19 protein-coding genes and 1 pseudogene are annotated in these 22404 nt (G+C 49.7%); 9 read left to right on the plus strand and 11 right to left on the minus strand.

The window, feature by feature from the left end; all coding sequences use genetic code 11:
* Positions 1–80: 80 nt before the first annotated feature.
* Positions 81–1832 carry an ABC transporter ATP-binding protein gene (locus AACR41_RS03855; protein ID WP_030007658.1) on the minus strand — a complete coding sequence of 584 codons (1752 nt, stop codon included), beginning with the start codon at positions 1830–1832 and terminating at the stop codon, positions 81–83.
* A gap of 140 nt (positions 1833–1972) precedes the next feature.
* Here AACR41_RS03855 and AACR41_RS03860 point away from each other — a divergent pair, with 140 nt between their 5' ends.
* A complete protein-coding gene (locus AACR41_RS03860) occupies positions 1973–3112 on the plus strand; it encodes an anhydro-N-acetylmuramic acid kinase (RefSeq protein ID WP_030007659.1) in 1140 nt (379 codons plus the stop codon).
* Here the strand turns inward: AACR41_RS03860 and AACR41_RS03865 are convergent.
* Positions 3106–4023 (minus strand): histone deacetylase family protein, encoded by a 918-nt coding sequence (locus AACR41_RS03865; protein WP_030007660.1) that lies wholly within the window; start codon positions 4021–4023, stop codon positions 3106–3108. The genes AACR41_RS03860 and AACR41_RS03865 overlap by 7 nt on opposite strands.
* A 40-nt stretch (positions 4024–4063) precedes the next feature.
* Here AACR41_RS03865 and AACR41_RS03870 point away from each other — a divergent pair, with 40 nt between their 5' ends.
* Complete coding sequence (locus AACR41_RS03870; protein WP_030007661.1) at positions 4064–4408, plus strand: hypothetical protein; 345 nt, start codon at positions 4064–4066, stop codon at positions 4406–4408.
* Between the two features lie 124 nt (positions 4409–4532).
* On the opposite strand, the gene ftsY is transcribed toward AACR41_RS03870, so the two are convergent.
* Complete coding sequence (gene ftsY, locus AACR41_RS03875; protein WP_216627657.1) at positions 4533–6140, minus strand: signal recognition particle-docking protein FtsY; 1608 nt, start codon at positions 6138–6140, stop codon at positions 4533–4535.
* A gap of 179 nt (positions 6141–6319) precedes the next feature.
* Between ftsY and AACR41_RS03880 the strand changes: the two genes are divergently transcribed.
* Positions 6320–7102: a photosystem II S4 domain protein gene (locus AACR41_RS03880; protein ID WP_030007663.1), complete on the plus strand. Its 783-nt coding sequence runs from the start codon at positions 6320–6322 to the stop codon at positions 7100–7102.
* Here the strand turns inward: AACR41_RS03880 and AACR41_RS03885 are convergent.
* The 3 genes and pseudogenes from AACR41_RS03885 to AACR41_RS03895 form a co-directional block, all read right to left on the minus strand.
* Positions 7099–8532 carry an FAD-binding domain-containing protein gene (locus tag AACR41_RS03885; protein ID WP_030007664.1) on the minus strand — a complete coding sequence of 478 codons (1434 nt, stop codon included), beginning with the start codon at positions 8530–8532 and terminating at the stop codon, positions 7099–7101. The two genes, AACR41_RS03880 and AACR41_RS03885, sit on opposite strands and share 4 nt — an antisense overlap.
* A 114-nt stretch (positions 8533–8646) precedes the next feature.
* Positions 8647–10421: pseudogene (ilvB, locus tag AACR41_RS03890) on the minus strand (biosynthetic-type acetolactate synthase large subunit).
* A gap of 454 nt (positions 10422–10875) precedes the next feature.
* A complete protein-coding gene (locus AACR41_RS03895) occupies positions 10876–12975 on the minus strand; it encodes a hypothetical protein (protein WP_223209943.1) in 2100 nt (699 codons plus the stop codon).
* A gap of 271 nt (positions 12976–13246) precedes the next feature.
* Here AACR41_RS03895 and AACR41_RS03900 point away from each other — a divergent pair, with 271 nt between their 5' ends.
* Positions 13247–14533, plus strand: coding sequence for a proton extrusion protein PcxA (locus AACR41_RS03900; protein ID WP_030007666.1), 1287 nt, complete (start codon positions 13247–13249; stop codon positions 14531–14533).
* A 167-nt stretch (positions 14534–14700) separates the two neighbouring features.
* On the opposite strand, the gene AACR41_RS03905 is transcribed toward AACR41_RS03900, so the two are convergent.
* The gene (locus AACR41_RS03905) at positions 14701–14991 is read right to left on the minus strand and encodes a hypothetical protein (RefSeq protein WP_030007667.1); all 291 of its coding nucleotides are present in this window, start codon (positions 14989–14991) and stop codon (positions 14701–14703) included.
* Between the two features lie 115 nt (positions 14992–15106).
* Between AACR41_RS03905 and AACR41_RS03910 the strand changes: the two genes are divergently transcribed.
* Together AACR41_RS03910 and AACR41_RS03915 are read left to right on the plus strand one after the other, a co-directional pair.
* On the plus strand, positions 15107–15337 hold the full coding sequence (locus AACR41_RS03910) for a DUF433 domain-containing protein (protein ID WP_012308388.1): 231 nt from the start codon (positions 15107–15109) through the stop codon (positions 15335–15337).
* On the plus strand, positions 15334–15696 hold the full coding sequence (locus AACR41_RS03915; RefSeq protein ID WP_030007668.1) for a DUF5615 family PIN-like protein: 363 nt from the start codon (positions 15334–15336) through the stop codon (positions 15694–15696). The genes AACR41_RS03910 and AACR41_RS03915 overlap by 4 nt, the downstream gene beginning before the upstream one ends.
* A gap of 298 nt (positions 15697–15994) precedes the next feature.
* Here the strand turns inward: AACR41_RS03915 and AACR41_RS03920 are convergent, their stop codons facing one another.
* On the minus strand, positions 15995–16693 hold the full coding sequence (locus AACR41_RS03920; protein WP_052349699.1) for a type IV pilin-like G/H family protein: 699 nt from the start codon (positions 16691–16693) through the stop codon (positions 15995–15997).
* Positions 16694–17041: 348 nt separating this feature from the next.
* On the opposite strand from AACR41_RS03920, the gene AACR41_RS03925 reads away from it, so the two are divergent.
* From AACR41_RS03925 to AACR41_RS03935, 3 genes are all read left to right on the plus strand, one after another.
* A complete protein-coding gene (locus tag AACR41_RS03925) occupies positions 17042–17431 on the plus strand; it encodes an endonuclease domain-containing protein (protein ID WP_030007670.1) in 390 nt (129 codons plus the stop codon).
* 141 nt (positions 17432–17572) lie between these two features.
* Entirely contained in the window at positions 17573–18772 is a 1200-nt protein-coding gene (locus AACR41_RS03930) for an argininosuccinate synthase (protein ID WP_030007671.1), read from the plus strand.
* A 254-nt stretch (positions 18773–19026) separates the two neighbouring features.
* The gene (locus AACR41_RS03935) at positions 19027–19980 is read left to right on the plus strand and encodes a ribonuclease Z (RefSeq protein WP_030007672.1); all 954 of its coding nucleotides are present in this window, start codon (positions 19027–19029) and stop codon (positions 19978–19980) included.
* Here AACR41_RS03935 and AACR41_RS03940 read toward each other — a convergent pair.
* The 3 genes from AACR41_RS03940 to AACR41_RS03950 all read right to left on the minus strand — a co-directional run bounded on the left by AACR41_RS03940 (position 19972) and on the right by AACR41_RS03950 (position 22296).
* Positions 19972–20298, minus strand: coding sequence for a hypothetical protein (locus AACR41_RS03940; protein ID WP_030007673.1), 327 nt, complete (start codon positions 20296–20298; stop codon positions 19972–19974). The genes AACR41_RS03935 and AACR41_RS03940 overlap by 9 nt on opposite strands.
* 210 nt (positions 20299–20508) lie before the next feature.
* Entirely contained in the window at positions 20509–21222 is a 714-nt protein-coding gene (locus AACR41_RS03945; RefSeq protein WP_045442281.1) for a fatty acid desaturase, read from the minus strand.
* Positions 21223–21333: 111 nt separating this feature from the next.
* Positions 21334–22296: an orange carotenoid protein N-terminal domain-containing protein gene (locus AACR41_RS03950; RefSeq protein ID WP_012308397.1), complete on the minus strand. Its 963-nt coding sequence runs from the start codon at positions 22294–22296 to the stop codon at positions 21334–21336.
* Positions 22297–22404: the final 108 nt, after the last annotated feature.

Consider the following 22404-nt stretch of genomic DNA (forward strand, 5'->3'; position numbering starts at 1 on the left):
GATAAGAAAAAATTTGGAATTTTAAGTCCTTAAGCCCCTCAATCTGGATTTGACAACCACCTCCCTACGTTTGCTCTCGATTAGGTGAGGATTTCAGCGAGTTGGTTTTGCTCCCAGAGTTGTTTGTAGAGTCCGTCTTGGTTGATTAGGTCTTCGTGGATGCCGGTTTGGACGATTTTGCCGTGATCCATGACGAAAATGCGATCGCCTTTGGCGGCGGCGGAGAGCTGGTGGGTGATGAAGATGACGGTTTTGTTTTGGGGGGAGTGGGAGAGGTAGTCGAGAATTTCGGTGGCCGTTTTGTTATCGACGCTAGATAGGGCATCGTCGAGGATGAGGACAGGGGCATCAATCATGAACGCGCGGGCCAGGGAGCTACGCTGGCGTTGTCCACCGGAAAGGGTGATGCCGCGTTCACCGACAAGGGTGTTGTATTGCCTTGGGAAGTTCAGAATTTCGTGGTGAATTTGGGCCTGTTGAGCGGAAGATTCAATTTCGGGTTGGTCACTACCGGGTAAACCATAGGCGATGTTGTCGCGAATTTGGCTACTGAAGAGAAAACTCTCTTGGGGTACATAGGCGATCGCCTGGCGTAGATCTTGAAGGCGAATATCAGTGAGATCTTGCCCATCGAGGAACAGTTGACCGGGTTCAATATCAATCAGCCGCGGCAGGGCATTAGCAAGGGTCGATTTCCCTGCCCCAATAGACCCCACAATGGCGATGATTTCACCGGGGTTAATGGTGAAGTTGAGATCATCTAGGGCTGGACGATTGTCACCGGGGTAAGTGAAAGAAAGATGCTTGGCAATAATTTGGCCTTCGACTTGGTGACGATCCAAGGGATGGGCAGTGGTGCGGTCTTGGATGAGAGGTTGATTGTCGAGGATGGCTTCGATGCGATCAATACTCACCTCACCCCGTTGATAGGACGTAATCGTAAAACCCAATAAAGCTGTGGGTACAACCAATCGTTCGACCAATAAGATGAGGGCGATAAAGTTCCCCACCGTCAGTTCATCAGCGGTAATGGCCCTCGTCCCAAAGATCAGCAGGATCAATAGGCTGATATAGGAAATTCCTTCAATAATTGGAAAGAGGAGATTCCGAATCCGGGCGAGGCCAAGATTGGCTTGTAGCAACTTTTGATTTTGCTTGTCAAAGGCTTGGCGTTCGTTGGCTTCCTGGGCATAGATTTTGATCAAAGAAATGCCACTCATGTCTTCTTGGATCAATTGACTGAGCTCTGAAAGCTCCTCTTGGACTTCTTTTTGTTCGTCCCGCAAGCGACCACTAAACAGTTGTACCGTGAGTAACATGGCTGGATAAACGGCGATCGCCATCACGCTAAGCTTGCCATGGAGCGACAACATCACTGGTAAGGTCATCGCGTAGGCAAACACTGTATTAGCTAGACTAAGCACGGAAAAACCCAGGAGACGGCGCACATTATCCACATCACTGGTGGCCCGGTTGATTAAATCTCCGGAAGATTGACTGGCAAAATATGCGGGCTCTAGGGTGAGGAGATGTTGGAAAATTTTTTGCTTTAGATCAAACTCCACTTGCCGACCCACACCGAAAATCGCCACGCGGGAGAGCATCCGGATGCCCCACATGACTGAGGCGAGGAGCAACATTAACAAAACAGCACGGGTTAAATTGCCTAGACCGACATCTGTTTGGAGCGAATCTACTGTATTACTAAGGATAATCGGCAGATAAACGCCCAGGCCATTAACGAGAATAAGGGCGCCAATCCCTAGCCAAATGTCCCGTTGATAGGGTTTGAGATAGGCCAGAAGTCGGCGCAAGCGAGAGGAAGCAGCCATAGCAGGTGTGTGATTCTAAAACATGGACAATTCTTCTATTGTGACGGATCGATTCCAACGCTTCATGGAAATGGAGAATTTCTGCATCTCAAAGGTTGGGTAATAATAAAGTGGCGATCGCCTTTTGGGGAAAAGAATTTATGCGGGTAATTGGTTTAATGAGTGGCACTTCGGTAGATGGCATTGATGCGGCTCTGGTGGAGATTCAGGGGGAAGCCGACGCGATCAAGATTGAACTACTCGGCTTTACGACCTATTCCTACGCGCCCCCACTCCGGGAAAAAATCCTCGCCGTTTGTGCCGGAGAAAAATTCAGTGCCTTTGAATTCGCCGCCCTCGATGACGAAATTGCCCACAGTTTTGCCACTGCGGCGAGGCAACTCCAGGAACGTTACGGCAAAGCCGAATTAATCGGCTCCCACGGACAAACTATTTTTCATCGTCCCCCCAACGACAACTTGGGTTTGAGTTGGCAACTGGGTCGTGGTGAGGCGATCGCCCAACAAACAAACTTACCAACGGTGAGTAATTTTCGTCGGGCCGATCTTGCCGTCGGAGGACAGGGCGCACCGCTTGTGCCGAAGGTTGATGCTTACCTTCTAGCTGACCCAACAAAACACCGCTGTATTCAAAACCTGGGGGGCATTGGCAATGTCACCTATTTACCGCCAAAAAACCAGGCTGATTGGGAAAATTACGTGATCGGTTGGGATACTGGCCCCGGTAACGTACTCCTAGATTTAGCGATTCAAAAGTTAACCAACGGTGCCCAAGCCTACGATCAAGATGGAATTTGGGCATCCCAGGGGACCCCCCATTTAGATTTAGTAGAGCGCTGGCTAGCCGATCCTTTCATTGAACAACTACCGCCTAAGTCTACGGGTCGGGAATATTTTGGTGTCGATTTCCTCGAAAAATGCTGGCGTGACGCCCAGGATCTCCAACTCTCAGAAGCGGATTGGTTGGCGAGTTTGACAGAATTTACAGCCTTAACGGTGCAGCGAAACTATGAACTCTTTTTACCGCAACTGCCCAATGAAATTTTTCTCTGTGGGGGTGGATGTCGAAATAGTTATCTCAGAGAACGCTTACAGGCCGCGTTCGGAAATCAGATTCCCGTCAGAAGCACCGATGACCTGGGCTTAAACCATGATGCAAAAGAGGCGATCGCCTTTGCGGTATTAGCCTACTGGCGCATCAAAGAATTTCCGGGAAATCTGCCGAAGGTGACGGGGGCGCAATGTCCGGTTCTGCTGGGAGAAATTCATTGTCCTTACTGAACAAAGGGTTCGAGGGTGGCGACCACTGATTCCGCCAGGGTTTGGAGATGATAGCCCCCTTCTAGGACAAACATCATTGGACAAGGTAACTGCTGGCAAAATTCGCTAAAAGTTTTGTAATCCTGGGGTTGGAGATTCATTCCTGCTAAGGGATCTTTCGCGGTGGCATCGTAGCCCGCACTGACAATTAATAGATCCGGCTGAAACTTTTGCAAGTAAGGTAAAACCACGTCCTGGAATTTTTGGGTATAGATCCTTTGATCTGCACCTGGTTTGAGGGGAATATTTAAAATATTTTGGTGGCGACCATGATGGTGAGCCTGGCCAGTGCCGGGATAAGCCGGATCCTGATGGAGAGAACAATAGACAATCTGGGGATTTTCCTCGACTAAATATTCTGTGCCGTTGCCATGGTGGACATCCCAATCGAGGATCGCCACTTTTTTAACCCCCGCTAAACTCAAAGCATAGTGGGCGGTGATCGCCACATTTCCCAGCAGACAAAATCCCATCCCAGTGCTGCGAGTGGCGTGATGACCAGGGGGCCGCACCAAGGCAAAAACAAACTCCTTTGTCTGAAGTGCTAAATCGACCCCATCCAAACAGGCATTCACCGCCAAAAGCGCCACATTAAAACTTTGGGGTGAAACAGGAGTATCCGGATCCCAATAGCCACCGCCAGATTCTGCCAATTTTTGCAGTTCTTTCAAATAGTAGTCGTCATGCAATTGACGCACCCAGGGCAAAGGATCTCGAAAGGCGATCGCCGTGGGTTCGTGCCACTGAATTTGGTTCGCCCAGGGGACTGTTTTCAGGGCTTGGGCGATCGCTGTTAACCGTCGCGCACTTTCTGGGTGGGAGCGCCCCGTGTCATGGTCAAGAAATTGATCAGAATAAATCAGATGAATCATGGTATTCGCTACACTAAAGCATTGCTAGGAACAAAAAACAATGAAATTTCTCGGTAAATTGATCGGCCTTGGCTTGATTCTTTTGGGCATTTATTTTCTGGGTAAAAATATCTTTTTCACAACCGGTGGCTATCGTTATTCTTTTTGGCGTGGTATTTCTGCCGATCTTGCTGTCATGACCCTGGCTGGTGGCGTCGTTTCCCTCTTCACCCTCCCAAAAGATAACCATGTCTTGGGTTGGATTTTAATTGGGGCCTCAATTCTCTTGATCTTTGCAGGGGGACGCGCGATTCTCACCCCTGTCAGTCTCTGGCAACTCTTTATTTCCCTTGCCTCCATGACCTCCGGTTACCAACTGCTGCGCACTGGCCGAATTAACCTTTAGCATACTGGGATTTTTCATCTGCCTAAATCCTTTGTGACAAAAGCGAAGGATTCTACAAGCCACAAAAAAAGGCGGTTGCTTAGTGCAAATAGCCGCCTCTCAAGATTTTTGATTTTACTGGAGTCTAGCCATCCAGCAGCGCTTCAACAAATTCATAACTAGAGAAGGGCCGGAGATCTTCAATCCCTTCCCCAGCGCCGATAAAGCGAATTGGTAAACCAAGTTGTTGGCTCACCGCTAGAGCAACGCCGCCCCGGGCCGTACCATCTAATTTTGTCAGGACAACGCCACTGAGTTTTGCCGCTTCCGAGAAAACTTGGGCTTGCCGTAGACCATTTTGGCCGAGGGTTGCATCTAGGACTAAGAGGGATTCCACCTGGGCATCGGGAGCTTTTTTATCGACAATCCGCCGGATTTTCGCCAGTTCATCCATCAAGTTTTTCTTATTTTGTAAGCGGCCAGCCGTATCCACCAGCAAAATTTGCGCCTGCCGTGCTTGGGCGGCGGTAATACCATCAAAAACTACCGCTGCGGGATCAGTATTTTTGCCGGGGTTGGCGATTACAGGAGTGTCAGTTCTTTCGCCCCAGACTTTTACCTGTTCGACGGCAGCGGCCCGGAAGGTATCAGCAGCAGCAATGACACAGCGATAACCCGATTGGTTAGCAAGGTGGGCCAGTTTACCGATGGTGGTGGTTTTCCCGGCACCGTTGACGCCAGTGAGCATCCAGACATTGAGCTTGTCGGCTTCGGGAGCAAATTCGGTGCTGGGTAATTTCGCCAAGGGTTTATCGAGGATGTCCCGGAGGATTTCTTTGAGATAGGCGATCGCCGCTTCGGGAGGCAGTGCTTCCTGGCGGAGCCGTTCCTGGAGGGTTTCGATAATGTAATCGGTGGCCTCAATGCCCACATCGGCCTGGAGTAGGAGCGATTCAATTTCTAAGACTGCTTCGTCATTGAGCGGCCCTTGACCCACCACAGCCTTGAGTTGATTGACCAAGCTGCGGCGGGTTTTACCGAGACCATCCCGGAGCTTTTTGAGCCATTCAATTTCTTCGAGGGAAATATCACTGGCATCACGGCCTTGATCAGCAAGCACCTTGGCAGACCAGAGGAAATTTTCGTCAAACTCTAGTCCTTCCGTATCGATCGCCGTTTCTTTGAGCTTTTCGAGGCCGTCGGACTTTTGCATCCAAGCGGGTGTTGCTGGGGTAGTTTCTGGTTCTGGTTCCGCTACTGTCTCGCTATCTGGGGCACTCTCTGCTTCGGCAGCAGTAACTTCTGGTGCTGGCTCTGGGACAACGGGTGTAACGGTTTCGGTGGCTTCGATCTCGGCTGGTTCACTGTCTGGTTCTGGGGAAACTGCTTCTGCTGGGGCTTCCGGTTGAGGAGCGATTTCTTCGATGGTTTCTAGAGCTTCTGCCGTTGGTTCGGGGGCTGGTGTTTCTGGTTCAGTTTCAGCAGGCGTTGATTCTGGTTCTGGCTCCTGGGGTTCTGTGGCTTCAGGTTGAGGGGTCTCAGTTGTTTCAATACCCTTTTTTTCTTGGATATTTTTGTAGGCAGATTTGGCCCAGTTTAGATAGTCAATTTCTGGGGTTGATGTCGTTTCCGGTTCGGGGGCTGCAGGTTCCTCTGGAGGGGATTCTGGCACCTGTTTTTCTGTAACGGTTGGTTCAGAGGTGTCTTGGGATTTGTCAGTTGTCTTGCGCCGAAACCAATCAAAGATAGCCACAGAAATTCCTAGGAGAGTAAATGAACTGTTTTCATTATTATGGCTTGATTGGGGTTTGTAAACGGAGGGTTTCCCGACCGTTTAGGCATTGGCGACGGGGTGGTTTGGTATGATCGAGCGATGGTGTTTTTCCACTAGAAATTCTCTTTTGTTATTTGGCGATCGCCTTTTCCCAGCCTATGAATTTACCGAAGGACGATTTACTCAAGGGCGTTGAAAACCGTGCAGAACTCAGTCGGATCCTCGACCAAGCGGATCAGGCGATTCGCACTTGGGAAATTGTTCAGACGGATTTTCTTTCGCCGCCGGTGCTCTACGAAGCCTTAGAAATTTTTGGCAAGCTCACGGAAGTCCAGGTTGTCCATGGAGGCGGCTACCCCCAAGCAGAACGGCAACGGTTGGCGATCGCCCGCGAAGAAATTCCCCTCGATGCCAGCCATGTGGAAATTGCCGCCTTGGACATTGCCGGTAATTTTTTGTTTGATACGGCGACCCACCGGGATTTCCTGGGTTCGCTCCTCGGTACTGGGCTCGTGCGGGACAAAGTCGGTGACATTCTCGTCTTAGGCGATCGCGGTGCCCAGGCTTTGGTCATTCCGGAACTTGTGCCCTTTTTAGAAACATCCCTAGTGCAGGTGCGCTCCGTACCAGTGAAAACGCGGCCGATTCCCCTCGAAGAATTAAAAGTACGCCCCCCGAAAAAGAAAGAACTCACCACCGTTGAAGCCTCTCTCCGTTTGGATGCCATTGGCTCGGCTGGTTTAGGGATGTCCCGGGCAAAAATGGCCGAGGCGATCGCCAGCGGGAATGTGCGGGTTAACTGGAAAACCATTACCCAAAGCAGCTACAACGTCAAAGCGGGCGATCTGATTTCCCTCAGGGGCAAAGGCCGCGTCGAAGTTGGCGAGATCAACATGACCAAAAAAGAACGCTATCGCGTTAATCTCACCCGTTTTGTTTAGGCTTTGTCTTTGACTAATTTGTAGAGCCGCTTAAATTCCCGCTGGCGTACCCGGTGTTCCACAATCGGCTCTGGGTAATCATGCTGCTGACAGAGTAAACGGGGAATTTGGCCGGTGAGTAAAACCTGAGTATCCAAACTGCTTAGCTCTGGCAACCAGTGGCGAATGTAGTCTGCTTCGGGGTCAAATTTTTGAGCTTGGGTATAAGGGTTAAAAATTCGCAGGGGTTTAGGATCCATGCCACTGGAAGCACTCCACTGCCAACCGCCATTATTGGCCGAGAGATCACCATCAATGAGGGTTTGCATAAAATATTTTTCGCCCCAACGCCAATCGATAATCAAATCCTTGGTGAGAAAACTGGCAACAATCATCCGACAGCGGTTATGCATCCAGCCCGTTTCGTTGAGTTGGCGCATCGCTGCATCAATAATCGGATAGCCCGTTTGACCAGTGCACCAAGCTTGAAATTTCTGCTCGTCATTTTCCCAGGGAAAGTCTTTAAACTCTTCCCGGTATGGCCCCTGGGCAAGTTCCGGAAAGAAAAAGAGACAGTGTTGATAAAATTCTCGCCAAGCTAATTCCTGCTGCCAGGTGGTGACGCCAGCTTCTGCTTCTTTACTGCGGCAATGTTTTAGGGCCGTTTCTGTGGCTTGCCAAACCGTCCGAATGCCGATCGCCCCAAATTTCAACGCGGCACTAAGGCGAGAGGTGCCATCGATCGCCGGGAAGTTGCGATCGCCATCGTATTTTTCAATCAAATTCTCGGTAAAACGAGCGAGTTTCTCCAGGCTGGCAGCTTCCCCCACGGGCACAGTAAATGGTTTGTCCCAACTGAAACCCAGATCAGCCAAACTCGGTAAGGCGATCGCCCCAAGTTGTTTCGCTGATTTCTGTTCTGCATCACTCAGTCCTTGGCAATCTTTGAGGGCCTTAACGGGGGCGGCTTTGGGCTTTTGTGACCAGTTTTTCCAGAACGGCGAATACACGCTGTAGGGCTTTTTCGACTGGGTGAAGACTTTCCCTGGGGCATGGAGGAGCTGATCCCAAAAGGTTTCTACCTTGGCTCCCACCTCACGCAAGGCGATCGCCATTTGGTGATCCCGCTGTTGGGCATAGGGTTCCACGTCCAGATTCCAGTAGACCGTATGGACTTTGAGAGATTCTGCAACTTTGGGCAAGACCTCTAAGGGATTCCCCTGGAAAATCAGCAGTTGACTGCCCGCTTTTTGGTAATTTTCTGCCAATTCTGCCAGGCACGCTAACAGATACTTCACCCGCGCCGGAGCCACATCTTCTTTTTCTAAAATGGCCGGATCGAGGCAGAAAATGCCGACCACCTTGGCCGACTGTTGCCGTGCTTCTGCCAAGGCGACATTATCCTGTAGCCGCAAATCTCGCCGATGCCAATGTAAAACCAGTTCAGCCATCCTTAAAAAATTGCCCCATTCGCTGCGGCTTATATCCTAATCGAGCCACAAAAAAGGAGCAAGGCAAGACCCCGCTCCTGGCATTCATCTCTTTATTATTTCACTGGGAAAAAATTATTCAGCCTTTCCAGAGGACTCTTGTAAACCCATCATGTGGGCGTTGCTCTTGCCGGGGATGACCATCGGATAACAGTTTTCGCCTTTTTCACCCGCACATCCAACAATACAGGGCCATCGTGGGCCAACATTTCGGCGATCGCCCCCGACAAATCATCTGGATGATCCACCACCATGCCCTTTACCCCAAAGGCTTGGGCGAGCAGTTCAAAGTTCGGCATCCCCGCTTCCATATTGGAAGAAGAGTAGCGCTGACCATAGAAGTTTTGCTGCCATTGGCGCACCATCCCCTGCCAGCCGTTGTTTAGGATGACTGTCTTTACTTTAATTTGGTATTGGGCCAGGGTCGCCAACTCTTGCAAACACATCTGAAAGCTTGCATCCCCACTAATACAAATCACCTCTTCGTCGGCGATCGCCACCTTTGCTCCTAGGGCCGCCGGAAGACCAAAGCCCATAGTGCCCAAGCCCGCACTAGAAATCCAGCGGCGGGGGCCATTCTTCAGGAACTGAGCCGCCCACATCTGGTGCTGACCCACATCCGTCGTGTAGTAGGCATGGGGAGCCTGGCGGTCTAACTCCACGATCACCGACTGGGGCGAGATCGAATCCGCAAAGCGAGGCGCGACCAAAGGATGTTTTTCTTTCCAACCTTGAATTTTATTGAGCCATTCTTCCGTGGGCTTATTACCGAGGGGTAAACCCTTGCCGCCTAGCTGTTGCAACATTTCAATCAACACATGGCGCACATCACCAACAATGGCGACTTCCGGTAAGCGATTTTTACCCACCTCAGCGGGATCAATATCGATGTGAATCACCTTCGCTTCCGAGGCAAACTCATCTAATTTCCCCGTCACCCGGTCATCGAAACGGGCACCCACCGCAATCAAAAGATCACATTCACTCACGGCGAAATTAGCATAGGCCGAACCATGCATCCCTAACATCCCAACGGAGAGGGGATTATGTTCATCAAAAGCGCCCAAGCCCATCAGGGTTGTAGTCACCGGAATTTGGAACTGTTCGGCTAATTCTTTAATTTCTGCGTGGGCACCAGAGGTAATGGCACCGCCACCGACGTAAAGCAATGGCTTGCGGGATTCAGAAATTAGACGTACCGCTTCCCCAATTTTGGAGGTATCTCCTTCGGTGCGAGGTTTGTAACCAGGGATATCCACATCACCGGGTTCAACGGGAATATATTCACACAGTTCCAGGCCGACATCCTTGGGGACATCTACTAATACAGGGCCGGGCCGACCCGTACTTGCAATGTAAAAGGCTTCGGCAACGATCCGGGCCATATCTTTCGGATCCCGCACCACATAGGAATGTTTCACTACGGGTAGGGTAATGCCAAAAATATCTGTCTCCTGGAAGGCATCTGTACCGATCGCCGCGCGGGTAACTTGGCCTGTAATCACTACCATGGGAATTGAGTCCATATGGGCTGTAGCAATCCCTGTGACGAGGTTTGTTGCCCCAGGGCCAGAGGTACCAAAACAAACTCCCACTTTGCCAGTTGCGCGGGCATAGCCATCGGCGGCATGGGAAGCTCCCTGTTCGTGGCGCACAAGGATGTGCTTAATTTCTCCCCGTTCTTCCACTGGGTGTAGGGCATCGTAAATGGGCAGGATCGCACCACCGGGATAGCCAAAAATGTATTCGACACCATGGCGCTTGAGGCTATCGATCAAAATATATGCACCGGAACGAACCTCTGAACGGACAGCAGTCTCAGTTGCTGCGGGGGAAGTTGTTGAAACCACGGGAGTTACCTAAGGAATAACTTAAAGGACGAAGAATACACCAGAAATAAGATCTCTGCTTCCCTATAATTTTTTCCGATAGGGGGATAGATTATTTTGGCGTTTTGTTGTATTGAAGCCTACATTTTAAAAGAATTCATGCAGACTGTCGAGATACTGTATCATAGGCTGCTTTTAACTTAGATCAGCTTATTTTTGAGAAGCAATCCCCTGTAAAGGGTTTGTTACATGGATGTCAGCGAACAATCATGAATGATACCCCTCTAACTCCCCTATGAGGGGAGAATGGCACCCTCCGGCCTGGCGGCCACCTCCCTCAAGGGAGGTATTTTAGGAAGTTTTCCAGAACACCGGCCAACTGTTCCCCTCTTGAGGAGGGGTTAGGGAGTGTTAGCTCTAGGGGAAAGACACCCCTCTAACTCCCCTCCAGGGGAGAACTTTTATGGCATATCCCTCAGAGGAGGATTGAAGGACATTCTTGGGTGGCTTGGATGAGGGGATAAAGGGGGCCAAGCTGTTCACTGCCATTGGTGCCAAAATCACTGTGGCACAGATAAATTTGGGTATCAGCGCGGGCCAGGAGGTCTTGGATAATATCCTGAAGCCGTTGGCGATCGCCGTGTTGTTCTATTGCCAGAGACCAAGGCTCCCCTTGCCAACTGCGTTGAAACACACCGTAGCCAAACAAAGTTGCGGCACCGCCTTTTTCCCAGAGACGTGATCCCGCATCCAGCCAAAACTGATAGGGGTGATGGCGACGGGCGGAGCGGTATTGAAAGATGGTGACGAGGGTAATGGAATTGGGGGATTGGTGGTTAAAGTTGTACTGGGGACGGGGATTGGCAGTAATGGTTTCTGCTTGTATTAGTTGCAGCAGGTCAGCGAGCTGGGCTGTCGTTGTGTCTTGACTCCCTATGCGATCGCCACATTGCCAAAAGTGTTGGGCGGTCTCGCTGAGTTCCCGCAGGGTTGCCAGTTGGCCATAGCTGGGGGCAAGTTTTTGGAGATAAAAGGTTTGGATTGCCTGGTTTAGGGTCTGCAAAATGCCCTGGGGCGTAATTTGATGGGTCGCTTGGGTTTGCTCGATCCACTGGCGGATGACTTCGTAGGCTTGGGTGGTTTGATAACCGAGGCGATCGCCCCTGGGCATCGTCGTTGCTGGGAGCAGTTGGGGCCGCTCCGGGTCGGGCTGGAAACAATAGTCCACCAACAAACCAGCCCGCACGGGATCGATTAATGGCTTTTCGCTGGCGGTCTGGGATAGCATCATGAGCATTTCCGCCACAGCTTGGCTCTGGATTAGCCGTCCACTGCCCGGATAAATTAACGCCAACAAAGTTAACAGCGATCGCCCCCAGGGAAAACTCGCAATGGGCCGCTGTTCCCGCAGGGGTTCTAGAGGAATTTCGGCGGCGAGGCTCTCTATCAAGGTATAACGGGCCACCTCATCGAGACCAGGCGCAATAATCGCAATGTCCGCTGGCGCAACTCCCTGATCTTTCACTAAAAATTGAATCTGCTCACTGACCCGTGTCAGCAGTTGGGCGCGGGCAACCGTTTGAATGGATTGGATGGTGGCGGGTAGTTGTCCCCCAAACTGGGGTTGGGTCACAGTCTTTCGAATTTGCGCTGTGAGGGTCGCCCCCAGGCCCGATGGTCGTTCTAAGTGAATCACCTCGCATCGTTGCGCCAATTGGCCCCAATAATCAGGATCACCGCTTAAACCGAGGCGAATTCTCCCGGCGGGATTTTCTGTAAAGACTCCGGTGCAACCTTGATTCAATAAAATGTCCGCTAAATCCTTGGCGATCGCCGGATAATCTTGGCCATCATCGGCGAAAATTGCCCCAAACCGTTGCCCTAGGGACGCTTGGTATTGTTCATTTTTGAGTAAATATTGCCCGTAGAGATTGTAAATAATGCCATAGGTGAGAAAACCTCGTCCTAAGCACCAATCCCGCCACTGTTGGATCAGTTTTCCTGCTGTTTCTGTAAATTCTTGGAGGTTTGTCTCTGCACCAATGGCCACCGTGCCTGTCAGTAGGGATAATTGCCCAGCTATCAGCCGTTGGGGAATCTCTTCTAGGGCAATGCCCGCCGCCCCCGCCAGCAGCAAAATATCCAATAGTCGTCGCACCAAGCGATTCTGAAACCGCTCATTGGGCAGTAACTCCCAGGTAGCTAGGGTGTCGGCCCACAGTTCCCGCGCCAACTTTTGTTCCATCTCTGGCCGCAACCGCAGGGGAAAGGGGGGGGCGATCGCCAACTGTTCGCAGATTAGCGGGAAAAATAGCTCTACCTCATCGGCCATGAACGCAACTGGGGTTTTACTCACAAAAGGATAGCTGCCGCGAATTTCTTGGTGAATCCAATCCGCCAGTAGCCGCTGATTTTGATTATTTGCCGCCAAGACTAATAATCCCGGCACCAATACCGCCTGGGGATCCTGCCCTGCCACCCAAGCTTTTAGCCGCGCCACCAATGCCGTCGTTTTCCCAGAGCGCGACTGACCCCGTAACCAAATTGCCCCCATCAGACCCCCAAACAATCCCATCTACTTCGATTACAATAACCAACTAACACAAAACCTCCCCAAAATCCTCCCTAGAGGGAGGTGGCCGTCAGGCCGGAGGGTGTCACTCCCCTAACCCCTCTCAAGAGGGGGACAGTTAGCGGGTATGCTGGCAAGACCGATAAACTTCTCTCCATTAAGGGGAGTTAGAGGGGTGGCCCCTTCAGGAAAGTTAGAGAGGTGGCCCTTATAAGGAATCCCAAAAAATAGTTTGTGGGTGTCTGCCCAGGCCATACAAGAAAATCTAAACCCAATGAATCTAAGCACTTTCATCAAAAAAGCCCGCCGCTGGTTTTACGACACCCCAGACCGTGCCCTGGAGCAAGCCTACCGTGCCGCCCTCAATATCCAGGCCATTGAACTCGAACACTTTGGTGGCAAACCCGTTTCTGGCCGCAATGCCGACTATAGCGACAGTGTGATCCGCTATTTCCAAGGGGAAGTGCGCAAACAACTCAAAATTATCGAGGTGCGCCTGCGGGAATTTCGCTCCTTTAATACTGTCGTGCCCGTCTCCGAGGAAACAATCCAAAAAAAAGCGAGCAATATCTACTACCCGGATGCTGCCGACAAGCCGACCCTGATTATCGAGAAACTGCGCTTCATTGACGAAATCACCGGACGCTATGGCCGTGGTCTGTCAAAACAATCCGTTGCCCTTGTTCCCCTCAATGACGAGACTGTCCAAACCAATGGCGATCGCCCCGATGACAAACCCAAGGTGGAAACGGTATCGGACAAAACAGGTCTCGTACCCCGCTCCATTATGCGGACATTCTCCCGAATCCAGCGGGAGATCGATCCCAAGTCCAACGAAGCAGAAGCAGAAGTCGTCACAAAATTTCGGCGATCGCGCAACAAAACCGCTGTTTCGATTCGGTTTCTCCTCACCCTCGTGATTGTGCCCTTGTTGGTGCATCAGCTCGCGAAAATTGCGATTACGCCTTTCGTAGAGGAGCATTTTTTCACAGAGGCAAGCCCGGCATTGTTCGTAAATTCCGATCTTGAAAATGAAGCTTTTGAAGAGTTAGAGCATTACCGAGCAACTTTAGAAATGCGGCAGTTGGTAGGGTTAGCGCCAGCTCTCACAGAGGCAGAAATTACCGAAAAAATCCAAGAAAAAGCGACGGAAATCGCCCAGGATTATCGCGCCGAAAGTTACAACGCCTACGAAAATATTTTTTCAGATATTTTTAGCTTCTTTGCTTTTGTGGGGATTTTGTTAATTAGTAAGCGCGAAATTGCGATGTTAAAGGGCTTTTTAGATGAAATTGTCTATGGCCTTAGCGACTCGGCAAAGGCATTTCTTATTATTTTGTTTACGGATATTTTTGTGGGTTATCACTCCCCCCATGGTTGGGAAATTATCCTTGAAAATGTGGCGAAACATTTTGGTATTGCGGAGAGCAGAGATTTTAATTTCCTTTTTATTGCAACCTTCCCTGTAATCCTGGATACGGTCTTAAAATATTGGATTTTCCGTTATCTGAATCGTATCTCGCCTTCTGCCGTCGCCACGTACCGCAACATGAACGAGTAAAAAATCCTCCCTTGAGGGAGGTGCCGCAGGCGGAGGGTGTCATTCTCCCCTGGAGGGGAGCTAGAGGGGTGTTTGTCTTGAGGGAGGTGGCCGCTAGCCGGAGGGTGTCTTCTCCCCTCATAGGGGAGCTAGAGGGGTGTCACTGGAGGGGAGCTAGAGAGCTGTTATTATGCAGACTTTTCCTGGGAACGTTCCGCTTCAAACATCAAGATATGCTCCCCTAGGGACTCTACGGTTTCGCCCGCAAATAACTCATCTCGCGTCCTTAAAAATGAATCATCAACTAATCCTTCCCCCGTTGCCTCAATCTCTCTTCGCATTTCACTTAAAGCTTGCCACCAAAGTGTAGGCGATGATCGCTCGGGGACAACTTCTAAATAAACCAGTGTCCCGTCTGGCACATCTAATGATTCTAGTAACTCAATTTGCTGACCCCGTTTAATCCCTTTAATCTGCATCCTTAAGTTTTTCTTTTCTCAGTTAGCCCAATTTTATCTCAGCAGTAGAGGAGAATAATCAACTTGGGTCAAGCAGATAGAATCAAGATAATCATCGAGTACGATAGTAACGACTATGCAACATTTAGAACGCATCACTCTAAACCCTCAAGTGATGGGCGGTAAGCCTTGTATTCGCGGTTTAAGGGTAACGGTAGGAACGGTTATTGGTCTGATGGCGGCAGGTTATTCGATAGAAGCTATCTTAGAGGCTTATCCATATCTGGAGAGGGAAGATATTCTTGCGGCACTAGCCTTTGCGGCCTGGCGTTCTGAGGAATATGAGGTCAACGTAGCAACGGCATGAGAATTATTATTGACATGAACCTTAGCCCACTCTGGGTTCCATATCTACAAAAATATGGGTTCAAGGTGAGCCACTGGTCAACAATCGGTAAGCCTAATGCACCTGATACAGTGATTTTTCAATGGGCAAAGGAAAATCAAGCGATTATTTTTACGAATGATTTAGATTTTGGGGCAATTTTGGCGGCGTCCCAAGCAAATTCACCGAGTGTATTTCAGGTACGCACTCAAGATTTGCTGCCTGTATCGATTGGACAAATCGTTATGGAGAGTTTGCAAAGATTTTCGTCGGAATTGAAATCGGGAGCGTTGATCACGCTAGATTTGAAGCGAACAAAGGTCAGGATTTTACCTCTTTAGATGGTTTGTCAGACAGTATTTTTCGAGGAAGGCGGGCGATCAGCGGGATTGTTATGCAGTTTTTGAAAAGCTGGTGCAGAATGGGTTTTCCCCTCGGAATATGGCGGAGCTAAACCAGTGAGTTTAAAACATAAATTTTTTATGACGTGTTTGATATTTCTGATAATTTGAAAGCACTCTCAAAGAATCTTTTTGTCTTTGTTATGTGAAGAAGCTGAAAAAAAGGCAATAAAAAACGCGGCTGTAGAAACCGCGTAATAGAAAGAAGTTTTAGATAAAAACCGAAACGGGAAAAGAATTATTGACCAACATTCTGAGCGTTATTTCCAACAACAACTTCATTAGCTGCGCCTGTTCCCCGACAACTAACAGGATCATTGGAATTGTCAATACCGTTAATTTCAGTAACATCAATACCAATAGTTTGCGCAGTACCTCCATCTAGTAAAGTTTCTTCTTCACAAAGAATCGCTACTGTCGTAGCCTCTTCTGTATCTGTTGCTGGAATGACATAAGTAATACCAACATAATCACGCACAGCATCTTGATTATTGGCAACACCAAAGGTTGCGGAAAACTTATCCCAACCAGGGAAGCCATTGCGGGTGTCTGCAGCCTCGCCATATGTTACACCAGAATTTGTCGCAGGATCAAAACTATCATCAAAGTCGCCACCAGTAAGTGCCGCTGCTGCGTTTGTATCACCGTAAGAATAATTTTCTGTCTCAATACTTACACCAAGCCCAAGACCATTAATATTATCCGAAAAAAGTTGTCTTTCTAGATAATAGGATTGTTGACCACGATTGACTGCACCAAGATTTTGTTTTGCTTCAGATTGACGCGCTTTGTTTGCCTGATTCAAGAAAGAAGGCAGAGCGATGGCAGACAAAATACCGATGATGATGATTACAACGAGCAGTTCGATCAGGGTAAAACCTTTGTCAGCTTTCTTCTTGTTGAGTTGTTGCAGAAGCTTAAAAGTGAAATTTTTCATTTGGGGGCATCTCCTTATCCCGGCCTCAACCGGAATCATGTATCCGTTAACCCTAAATTACCCACCCACTTTCTTTTCCTATCACCCCCCCCAAAAAATAGATCTCCCCTTCGGGGGGAGATGCCGTCAGGCAGAGGGGGGGTTCCCAGGGGAGTTAGAGAGGTGTTCTCAATAGGTTACTGGTTAACCCACCCCAACCCCTCTCAAGAGGGGAACAGTTGGCCGGTGTTCCGGAAAGTTCTAAAAATCCTCCCTTGAGGGAGGTGGTCGAAGACCGGAGGGTGGTATCCCTAGAGGGCTGTCCAAAAAAAAGTAGAACGTAAGATTAAAAGAAAAACCATCCTTCCTATGCGCCGTAAAATTCTGCCCTACAACAAACATCTCGTCGGACGCGCCCGCCAACTCCGCAAAACTATGACCAAAGGCGAAATAATCCTCTGGCAACACCTCCGCAAAAAACAAATCCTTGGTGTCAGCTTTCTGCGCCAACGCCCCATCGACCAATTTATCGTTGACTTTTATTGCAAGGACTGGATGCTCGCCATCGAAATCGACGGCAGTAGCCACAATAGCCTCGCTGCCCAAGAACGAGACGCTTATCGCCAAGCCAAACTCGAAGCTCTAGGCGTTTCTTTTCTCCGTTTCAGCGAATACGATGCCCAAAATCACCCAGAGGCGATCGCCGAAACCATCAAAACCTGGCTCCTCACCCACCCCAAAAAAAAGTTCTCCCCTTGAGGGGAGCTAGAGGGGTGTCTCTTTAGGGAGAAGGTTGTCAGCATTTTGTGATAGCAGCAAAAGTCCGGTTTTTTCAAGCTTTTTCCAGGGCAATGTCAAGCTATAATCTGCCTTGATTCATCTATATACGGTATTTAAACTATGGGTCGCGCAGAAAAAGTTGTCCTCGCCTATTCCGGCGGTGTCGATACATCCGTTTGTATTCCCTATCTCATGCACGAATGGGGCGTCAAGGAAGTAATTACCCTTGCCGCAGATTTAGGACAAGGCGAGGAGCTAGGCCCAATTAAACAAAAAGCCTTAAATTCCGGGGCTGTGGTTTCCCTCGTTGAAGATGGCCGCGAAGAATTTATTACCGATTACGCTTTCCCCGCGATTAAAGCCAATGCCCTCTACGAAAATCGCTATCCCCTCGCCACCGCTTTAGCGCGTCCCCTCATTGCGAAAATGCTTGTCCGGGCCGCCGAAAAATATGGGGCTGATGCCGTTGCCCACGGTTGTACCGCAAAAGGGAATGACCAAGTGCGTTTCGACCTGGGGATTTTGGCGCAAAACCCAGAAATCAAAGTGCTCGCCCCAGCGCGGGAATGGGGCATGAGCCGGGAAGAAGCGATTACCTATGGTGAACAATATGGGCTGACCTTCCCCGTGAAAAAATCTTCGCCGTTTAGTATTGATAAAAACCTGCTCGGTCGCAGTATTGAGGCTGGCCCCCTCGAAGACCCGATGTGCGAACCCCCCGAAGAGGTTTTTGAAATGGTGAAAGCTATTTCTGACACCCCCGATGAACCGGAATATTTAGAGATTGGTTTTGAAAAAGGTGTCCCAGTGACAGTGAATGGCGAAGCCCTTGGCCCGGTGGCTTTGATTTCTAAGTTAAATGAGATCGTCGGGAACCATGGCATTGGCCGGATCGACATGATCGAAAACCGCGTTGTGGGGATTAAATCCCGCGAAATCTATGAATCTCCGGCGATGTGTGTCCTGGTGGATGCCCACCGCGATTTGGAAAGTTTAACCCTCACCGCCGATGTGACCCAATACAAACGCGGCATGGAGCAGACTTATTCCGAGTTGATTTATCGGGGTCTGTGGTTCTCGCCCCTGAAGCAAGCCGTAGATGCGTTTATTGAGCAAACTCAGGAACGGGTTACGGGTGTGGTGCGCCTCAAACTTCACAAAGGGACGGCGCGGATCGTCGGTCGTCGTTCTGAAAAATCAATTTACACGCCGGATCTGGCAACCTACGGGGCCGATGACAAGTTTAACCACGAGTCAGCAGAAGGGTTCATTTATATTTGGGGTTTGCCCACCCGTGTTTGGGCTCAGGCCAATAAGTAATTGACACCCTCCGGCCTGACGGCCACCTCCCTCTGGGGCCACCCTTCTAGCTCCCCTCAAGGAGAGAAGTTCATAGGTCTTGCCAGCATACCCGCCAACTCTTCCCCTCTTGAGAGGGGTTAGGGGAGTGACACCCTCCGACCTAGCGGCCACCTCCCTCAAGGGAGGATTTTTTGGGCCACTTTGCTTCTGGGGAAGATTTATGATGGATAGGATGTAGATTATGGGCGATCGCCTCAACGGAAATCACCTAAATGGAAATCACATTTTTAGGAACCAGTTCTGGTGTGCCGACCCGGGCACGCAATGTATCAAGTGTGGCGTTGCGATTACCGCAGCGGGCCGAGGCTTGGCTCTTTGACTGTGGCGAAGGAACCCAGCACCAACTTCTCCGTAGTGATCTCCGTTCGTCCCAAATTAGCCGCATTTTTATTACCCATATGCACGGCGATCATATCTTTGGGCTAATGGGTCTGATCGCCAGCATGGGCCTTGCGGGGACGGGACATCCCTTAGAAATTTATGGCCCCCCTGGTTTAGAAGAATATCTGCGGGCCTGTGAAAAGTATTCCTATATGCGCATTGGCGATCGCCTGCGAGTACATTTAGTCAAACCCGGCTTAGTCTTTGAAGATAAAGAATTTCAAGTGACCTGTTTACCGCTCAAACACCGGGTCACAGCCTTTGGATATCGGGTGACTGAAAAGGATCGTCCCGGCAGATTTAACCTCGCTAAAGCACAAAAATTGGGGATTCCCCCAGGCCCCATTTATGGCGACCTCAAAAAAGGGAAAGTCGTCACCCTCGACGATGGCCGCAAAATCAACGGTTCAGACCTCTGTGGTCAACCGGAAATTGGCCGAAAAATGGTCTATTGTACCGACACTGTTTTTTGTGAGGCGGCGGTGGAGTTAGCCCAGGATGCCGATGTCTTAATTCACGAGGCAACTTTCGCCCACAAGGATGCAGAGATGGCCTTTGATCGCCTCCATTCCACTTCGACGATGGCCGCCCAGGTTGCCCTTTTAGCCCAGGTGAAACAACTGATCATGACCCACTTTAGCCCCCGTTATATGCCGGGAAATGAGCTGACGTTAGATGATCTTTTGGCTGAGGCCCGGGCTATTTTTCCCAACACAATCATGGCGAAGGACTTTTTAAACTATGCGATTCCACGCCGCAAGGCCCTAGCCCAGAGCTTACATTAGGGTGAGGATGCGGATTTTCGAGAGTTTATCGGCTGCTAAACCGTCTAATTCCTGCAGTTCTAACCAACCCTCTTTAATGAGTTGAGCGAAGGTAAAGACGAGGCTTTCGGGACTGAAATCGTATTTGCCATCTAGATAATGCCGCCGGGCACTCAAAAAGTCATTGAGTTGCCAGAGATCAGCGGGGTCTGCGGCGAGGGTCGCCTGGCGTTTTGCTTCGGCCATCACTGCGGCAATTTCTCGGCGGTAGGATAATTCAAACGCTTCTTTGGCGATTGTTTTTTCTTGCAGTGACCATTGAGTATTCGCAGTGGGCATCGTTAGCATGGGTAAGTAAAAAAGTGAATTTTAAAATAAGTATCGTTTTGACTTTAGTAAGTTCAAACTAATGGGCTTGATTATAATAAGTTATGTATCAAAAGCGCAGTCTAGATTCTCATAATTCCGCAATTTGGCGGCGATCGCCGAGACACGAATACCGCTCAAGCGACGTGCTCACAGGAATTTAAGGTTTTTATTACAATTTTGTTAAGAAACACCGTGATCCGGTAGCTGAAACCAAGGTTTATGGGGATGGCGATGGTGTTCTTCGTGAAATGTGCCGAAGTGGTAGCAGCTTAAAAATGACCAAATTCGCCACCCAATTGACTGTTTCCTGATGCGTTTAGGGAGAGAGGGGCGATCGCGGTGGGGCAAATAAGTCCCAAAGAAAAACAGTTGCCAAGAACTGAGAAAAATCGGTAGCAGGCAAAACACAAAAAAATTTTCGTAGGGCACATCACCCAGCATATTTAACGGTAAGGCGATCGCCCCGAAAATTAGCATAAATCCCCAAAACTGCCGCCACGCTAAATATTTCCCCATAAAATGCCAGTACCATAGCAGCGGATGACGGTGCCGCCCATTATGAAAGTCCGGGTCTCCGGGTTGGGCAGGGTGGCGATGGTGCTTAGCATGGTTGCGAATACAGTCTGTGTAGGACAAGCAAGCGTACAAACTGACCCCCCAACGGCCCAGGCGATGGTTCCAACGGGGAGAACTCGGCAACAAATTAGCGTGCATGGCATCGTGGGCCAAAATAAATAAACCTGTGTGGAAAAAAGTTCTAACGAAAATTCCCGCAACAATCCCAGACCAGGACAACCCCATTAGCGGATGGCTCAACCAATACACAGCACTTCCCAGCCAAGCCGAGAAAATGGCGATCGCCCACAATAGTCCCAGACCCTCTTCTTGCCGCATCAATTTCAAAATGTTGCCTCCAACCACGCCATACTGACAAAAAAACGCCCCAATTGGGACGTTACCAGGGATGAATTTATTGAGAATTAGGGCAATTCATCCAAGCATTCACTACTTACGCACAAGGTTGAGGAGTTCCTTTGCAGACGCGAGCAAATCAACGGCCACAAAGAAGATTTTCCCTTCCGGATTGAGGAGGAAGCGCCAAGCGACATTCATGCCTACCGCCGCACCAAACCAGGGCGTTTCACAGGTACCAGTGACTTTAATTTGGGTGTAACCATCATCAGTAGGTTCTACAACCCCTTTCTTCGGGTTGAGTTTCAGATTTTGACATTCCTCTTGAAAGAAGCGTAACACTGCATCTTTGCCGACAATCGGACGTTGGAACGGCGGCTGGAGAGCACCATCTTCTGCAAAGAGGCTGATCAATGCGGGAAAATCATTAGCATTGAGGTTGGTCATGTACTGGTTAATTGTGGGGTTATCGACACCTTCAATTTCGATTTTTTCCCGCTGTGCAATTTCCGTCGGCACGACAACCGGCTCAGAAACACGCTGATAGCCTTCCATCTTGGCTGGGTCAAAACCCATATCCACAACGGCATTTCTCAGAACCGTAATTTGTTGACCGGGTTCGAGGCTACGGATCGTATCTAAAACCGCAGAAGCATTGGCAGACAGCTTGTAGCCAGCGGGAATCGGTGCAACACTGCCTTCTTCCATCCATTCGCCGAGGCGGTACCAGAAACCGAGCTTAATATTTACAGACCAAGTCGCATAGGTGCGGTTGATAGGCGTATCGATACGGTTCGCCAGGTCGCACATTACCTGGGCTTGATCCTTAAAGGAGAGCTGCTTGATTTGCAAAAGGGTAGATTCTGCAAACTGCATATTTGCCGCACCAGGAGCAGCAATAGTGATTGACTTACCCATTTCCAGGTAAGCGAACCAGATTAATGCCAGTTGATCCTCTGCACTCAGCTGACTAAACCGAGCGCTGGTGGCCGGCACAACATCCGCAGTTAATGTACTGGGGAAGATGTTTCTTGCTGCATCGAGAGTATAAGGCATACAAATGTGCTCCGTGAAAGTTTAGTTTTTGTCCTTGAGTCAAGGTTAACACACAAAAACTTAACAATTGTTTACATCTTGGATAAGAATATGTTGGCAATGGCATTA

Source organism: Picosynechococcus sp. NKBG042902, from assembly GCF_963864045.1.
Lineage (GTDB): Bacteria > Cyanobacteriota > Cyanobacteriia > Cyanobacteriales > MRBY01 > MRBY01.

Bases quoted from the DNA above. Each gene is read 5' to 3' on its own strand.
- AACR41_RS03950 (WP_012308397.1), bottom strand. From the start codon at position 22,296: ATGCCTTATACTCTCGATGCAGCAAGAAACATCTTCCCCAGTACATTA.
- AACR41_RS03905 (WP_030007667.1), bottom strand. From the start codon at position 14,991: ATGCAGATTAAAGGGATTAAACGGGGTCAGCAAATTGAGTTACTAGAA.
- AACR41_RS03945 (WP_045442281.1), bottom strand. From the start codon at position 21,222: ATGCGGCAAGAAGAGGGTCTGGGACTATTGTGGGCGATCGCCATTTTC.
- AACR41_RS03885 (WP_030007664.1), bottom strand. From the start codon at position 8,532: ATGGCTGAACTGGTTTTACATTGGCATCGGCGAGATTTGCGGCTACAG.
- AACR41_RS03860 (WP_030007659.1), top strand. From the start codon at position 1,973: ATGCGGGTAATTGGTTTAATGAGTGGCACTTCGGTAGATGGCATTGAT.
- AACR41_RS03930 (WP_030007671.1), top strand. From the start codon at position 17,573: ATGGGTCGCGCAGAAAAAGTTGTCCTCGCCTATTCCGGCGGTGTCGAT.
- AACR41_RS03935 (WP_030007672.1), top strand. From the start codon at position 19,027: ATGGAAATCACATTTTTAGGAACCAGTTCTGGTGTGCCGACCCGGGCA.
- AACR41_RS03880 (WP_030007663.1), top strand. From the start codon at position 6,320: ATGAATTTACCGAAGGACGATTTACTCAAGGGCGTTGAAAACCGTGCA.
- AACR41_RS03925 (WP_030007670.1), top strand. From the start codon at position 17,042: ATGCGCCGTAAAATTCTGCCCTACAACAAACATCTCGTCGGACGCGCC.
- AACR41_RS03865 (WP_030007660.1), bottom strand. From the start codon at position 4,023: ATGATTCATCTGATTTATTCTGATCAATTTCTTGACCATGACACGGGG.
- AACR41_RS03915 (WP_030007668.1), top strand. From the start codon at position 15,334: ATGAGAATTATTATTGACATGAACCTTAGCCCACTCTGGGTTCCATAT.
- AACR41_RS03895 (WP_223209943.1), bottom strand. From the start codon at position 12,975: ATGGGATTGTTTGGGGGTCTGATGGGGGCAATTTGGTTACGGGGTCAG.
- AACR41_RS03870 (WP_030007661.1), top strand. From the start codon at position 4,064: ATGAAATTTCTCGGTAAATTGATCGGCCTTGGCTTGATTCTTTTGGGC.
- AACR41_RS03855 (WP_030007658.1), bottom strand. From the start codon at position 1,832: ATGGCTGCTTCCTCTCGCTTGCGCCGACTTCTGGCCTATCTCAAACCC.
- AACR41_RS03910 (WP_012308388.1), top strand. From the start codon at position 15,107: ATGCAACATTTAGAACGCATCACTCTAAACCCTCAAGTGATGGGCGGT.
- AACR41_RS03920 (WP_052349699.1), bottom strand. From the start codon at position 16,693: ATGAAAAATTTCACTTTTAAGCTTCTGCAACAACTCAACAAGAAGAAA.
- AACR41_RS03940 (WP_030007673.1), bottom strand. From the start codon at position 20,298: ATGCCCACTGCGAATACTCAATGGTCACTGCAAGAAAAAACAATCGCC.
- AACR41_RS03900 (WP_030007666.1), top strand. From the start codon at position 13,247: ATGAATCTAAGCACTTTCATCAAAAAAGCCCGCCGCTGGTTTTACGAC.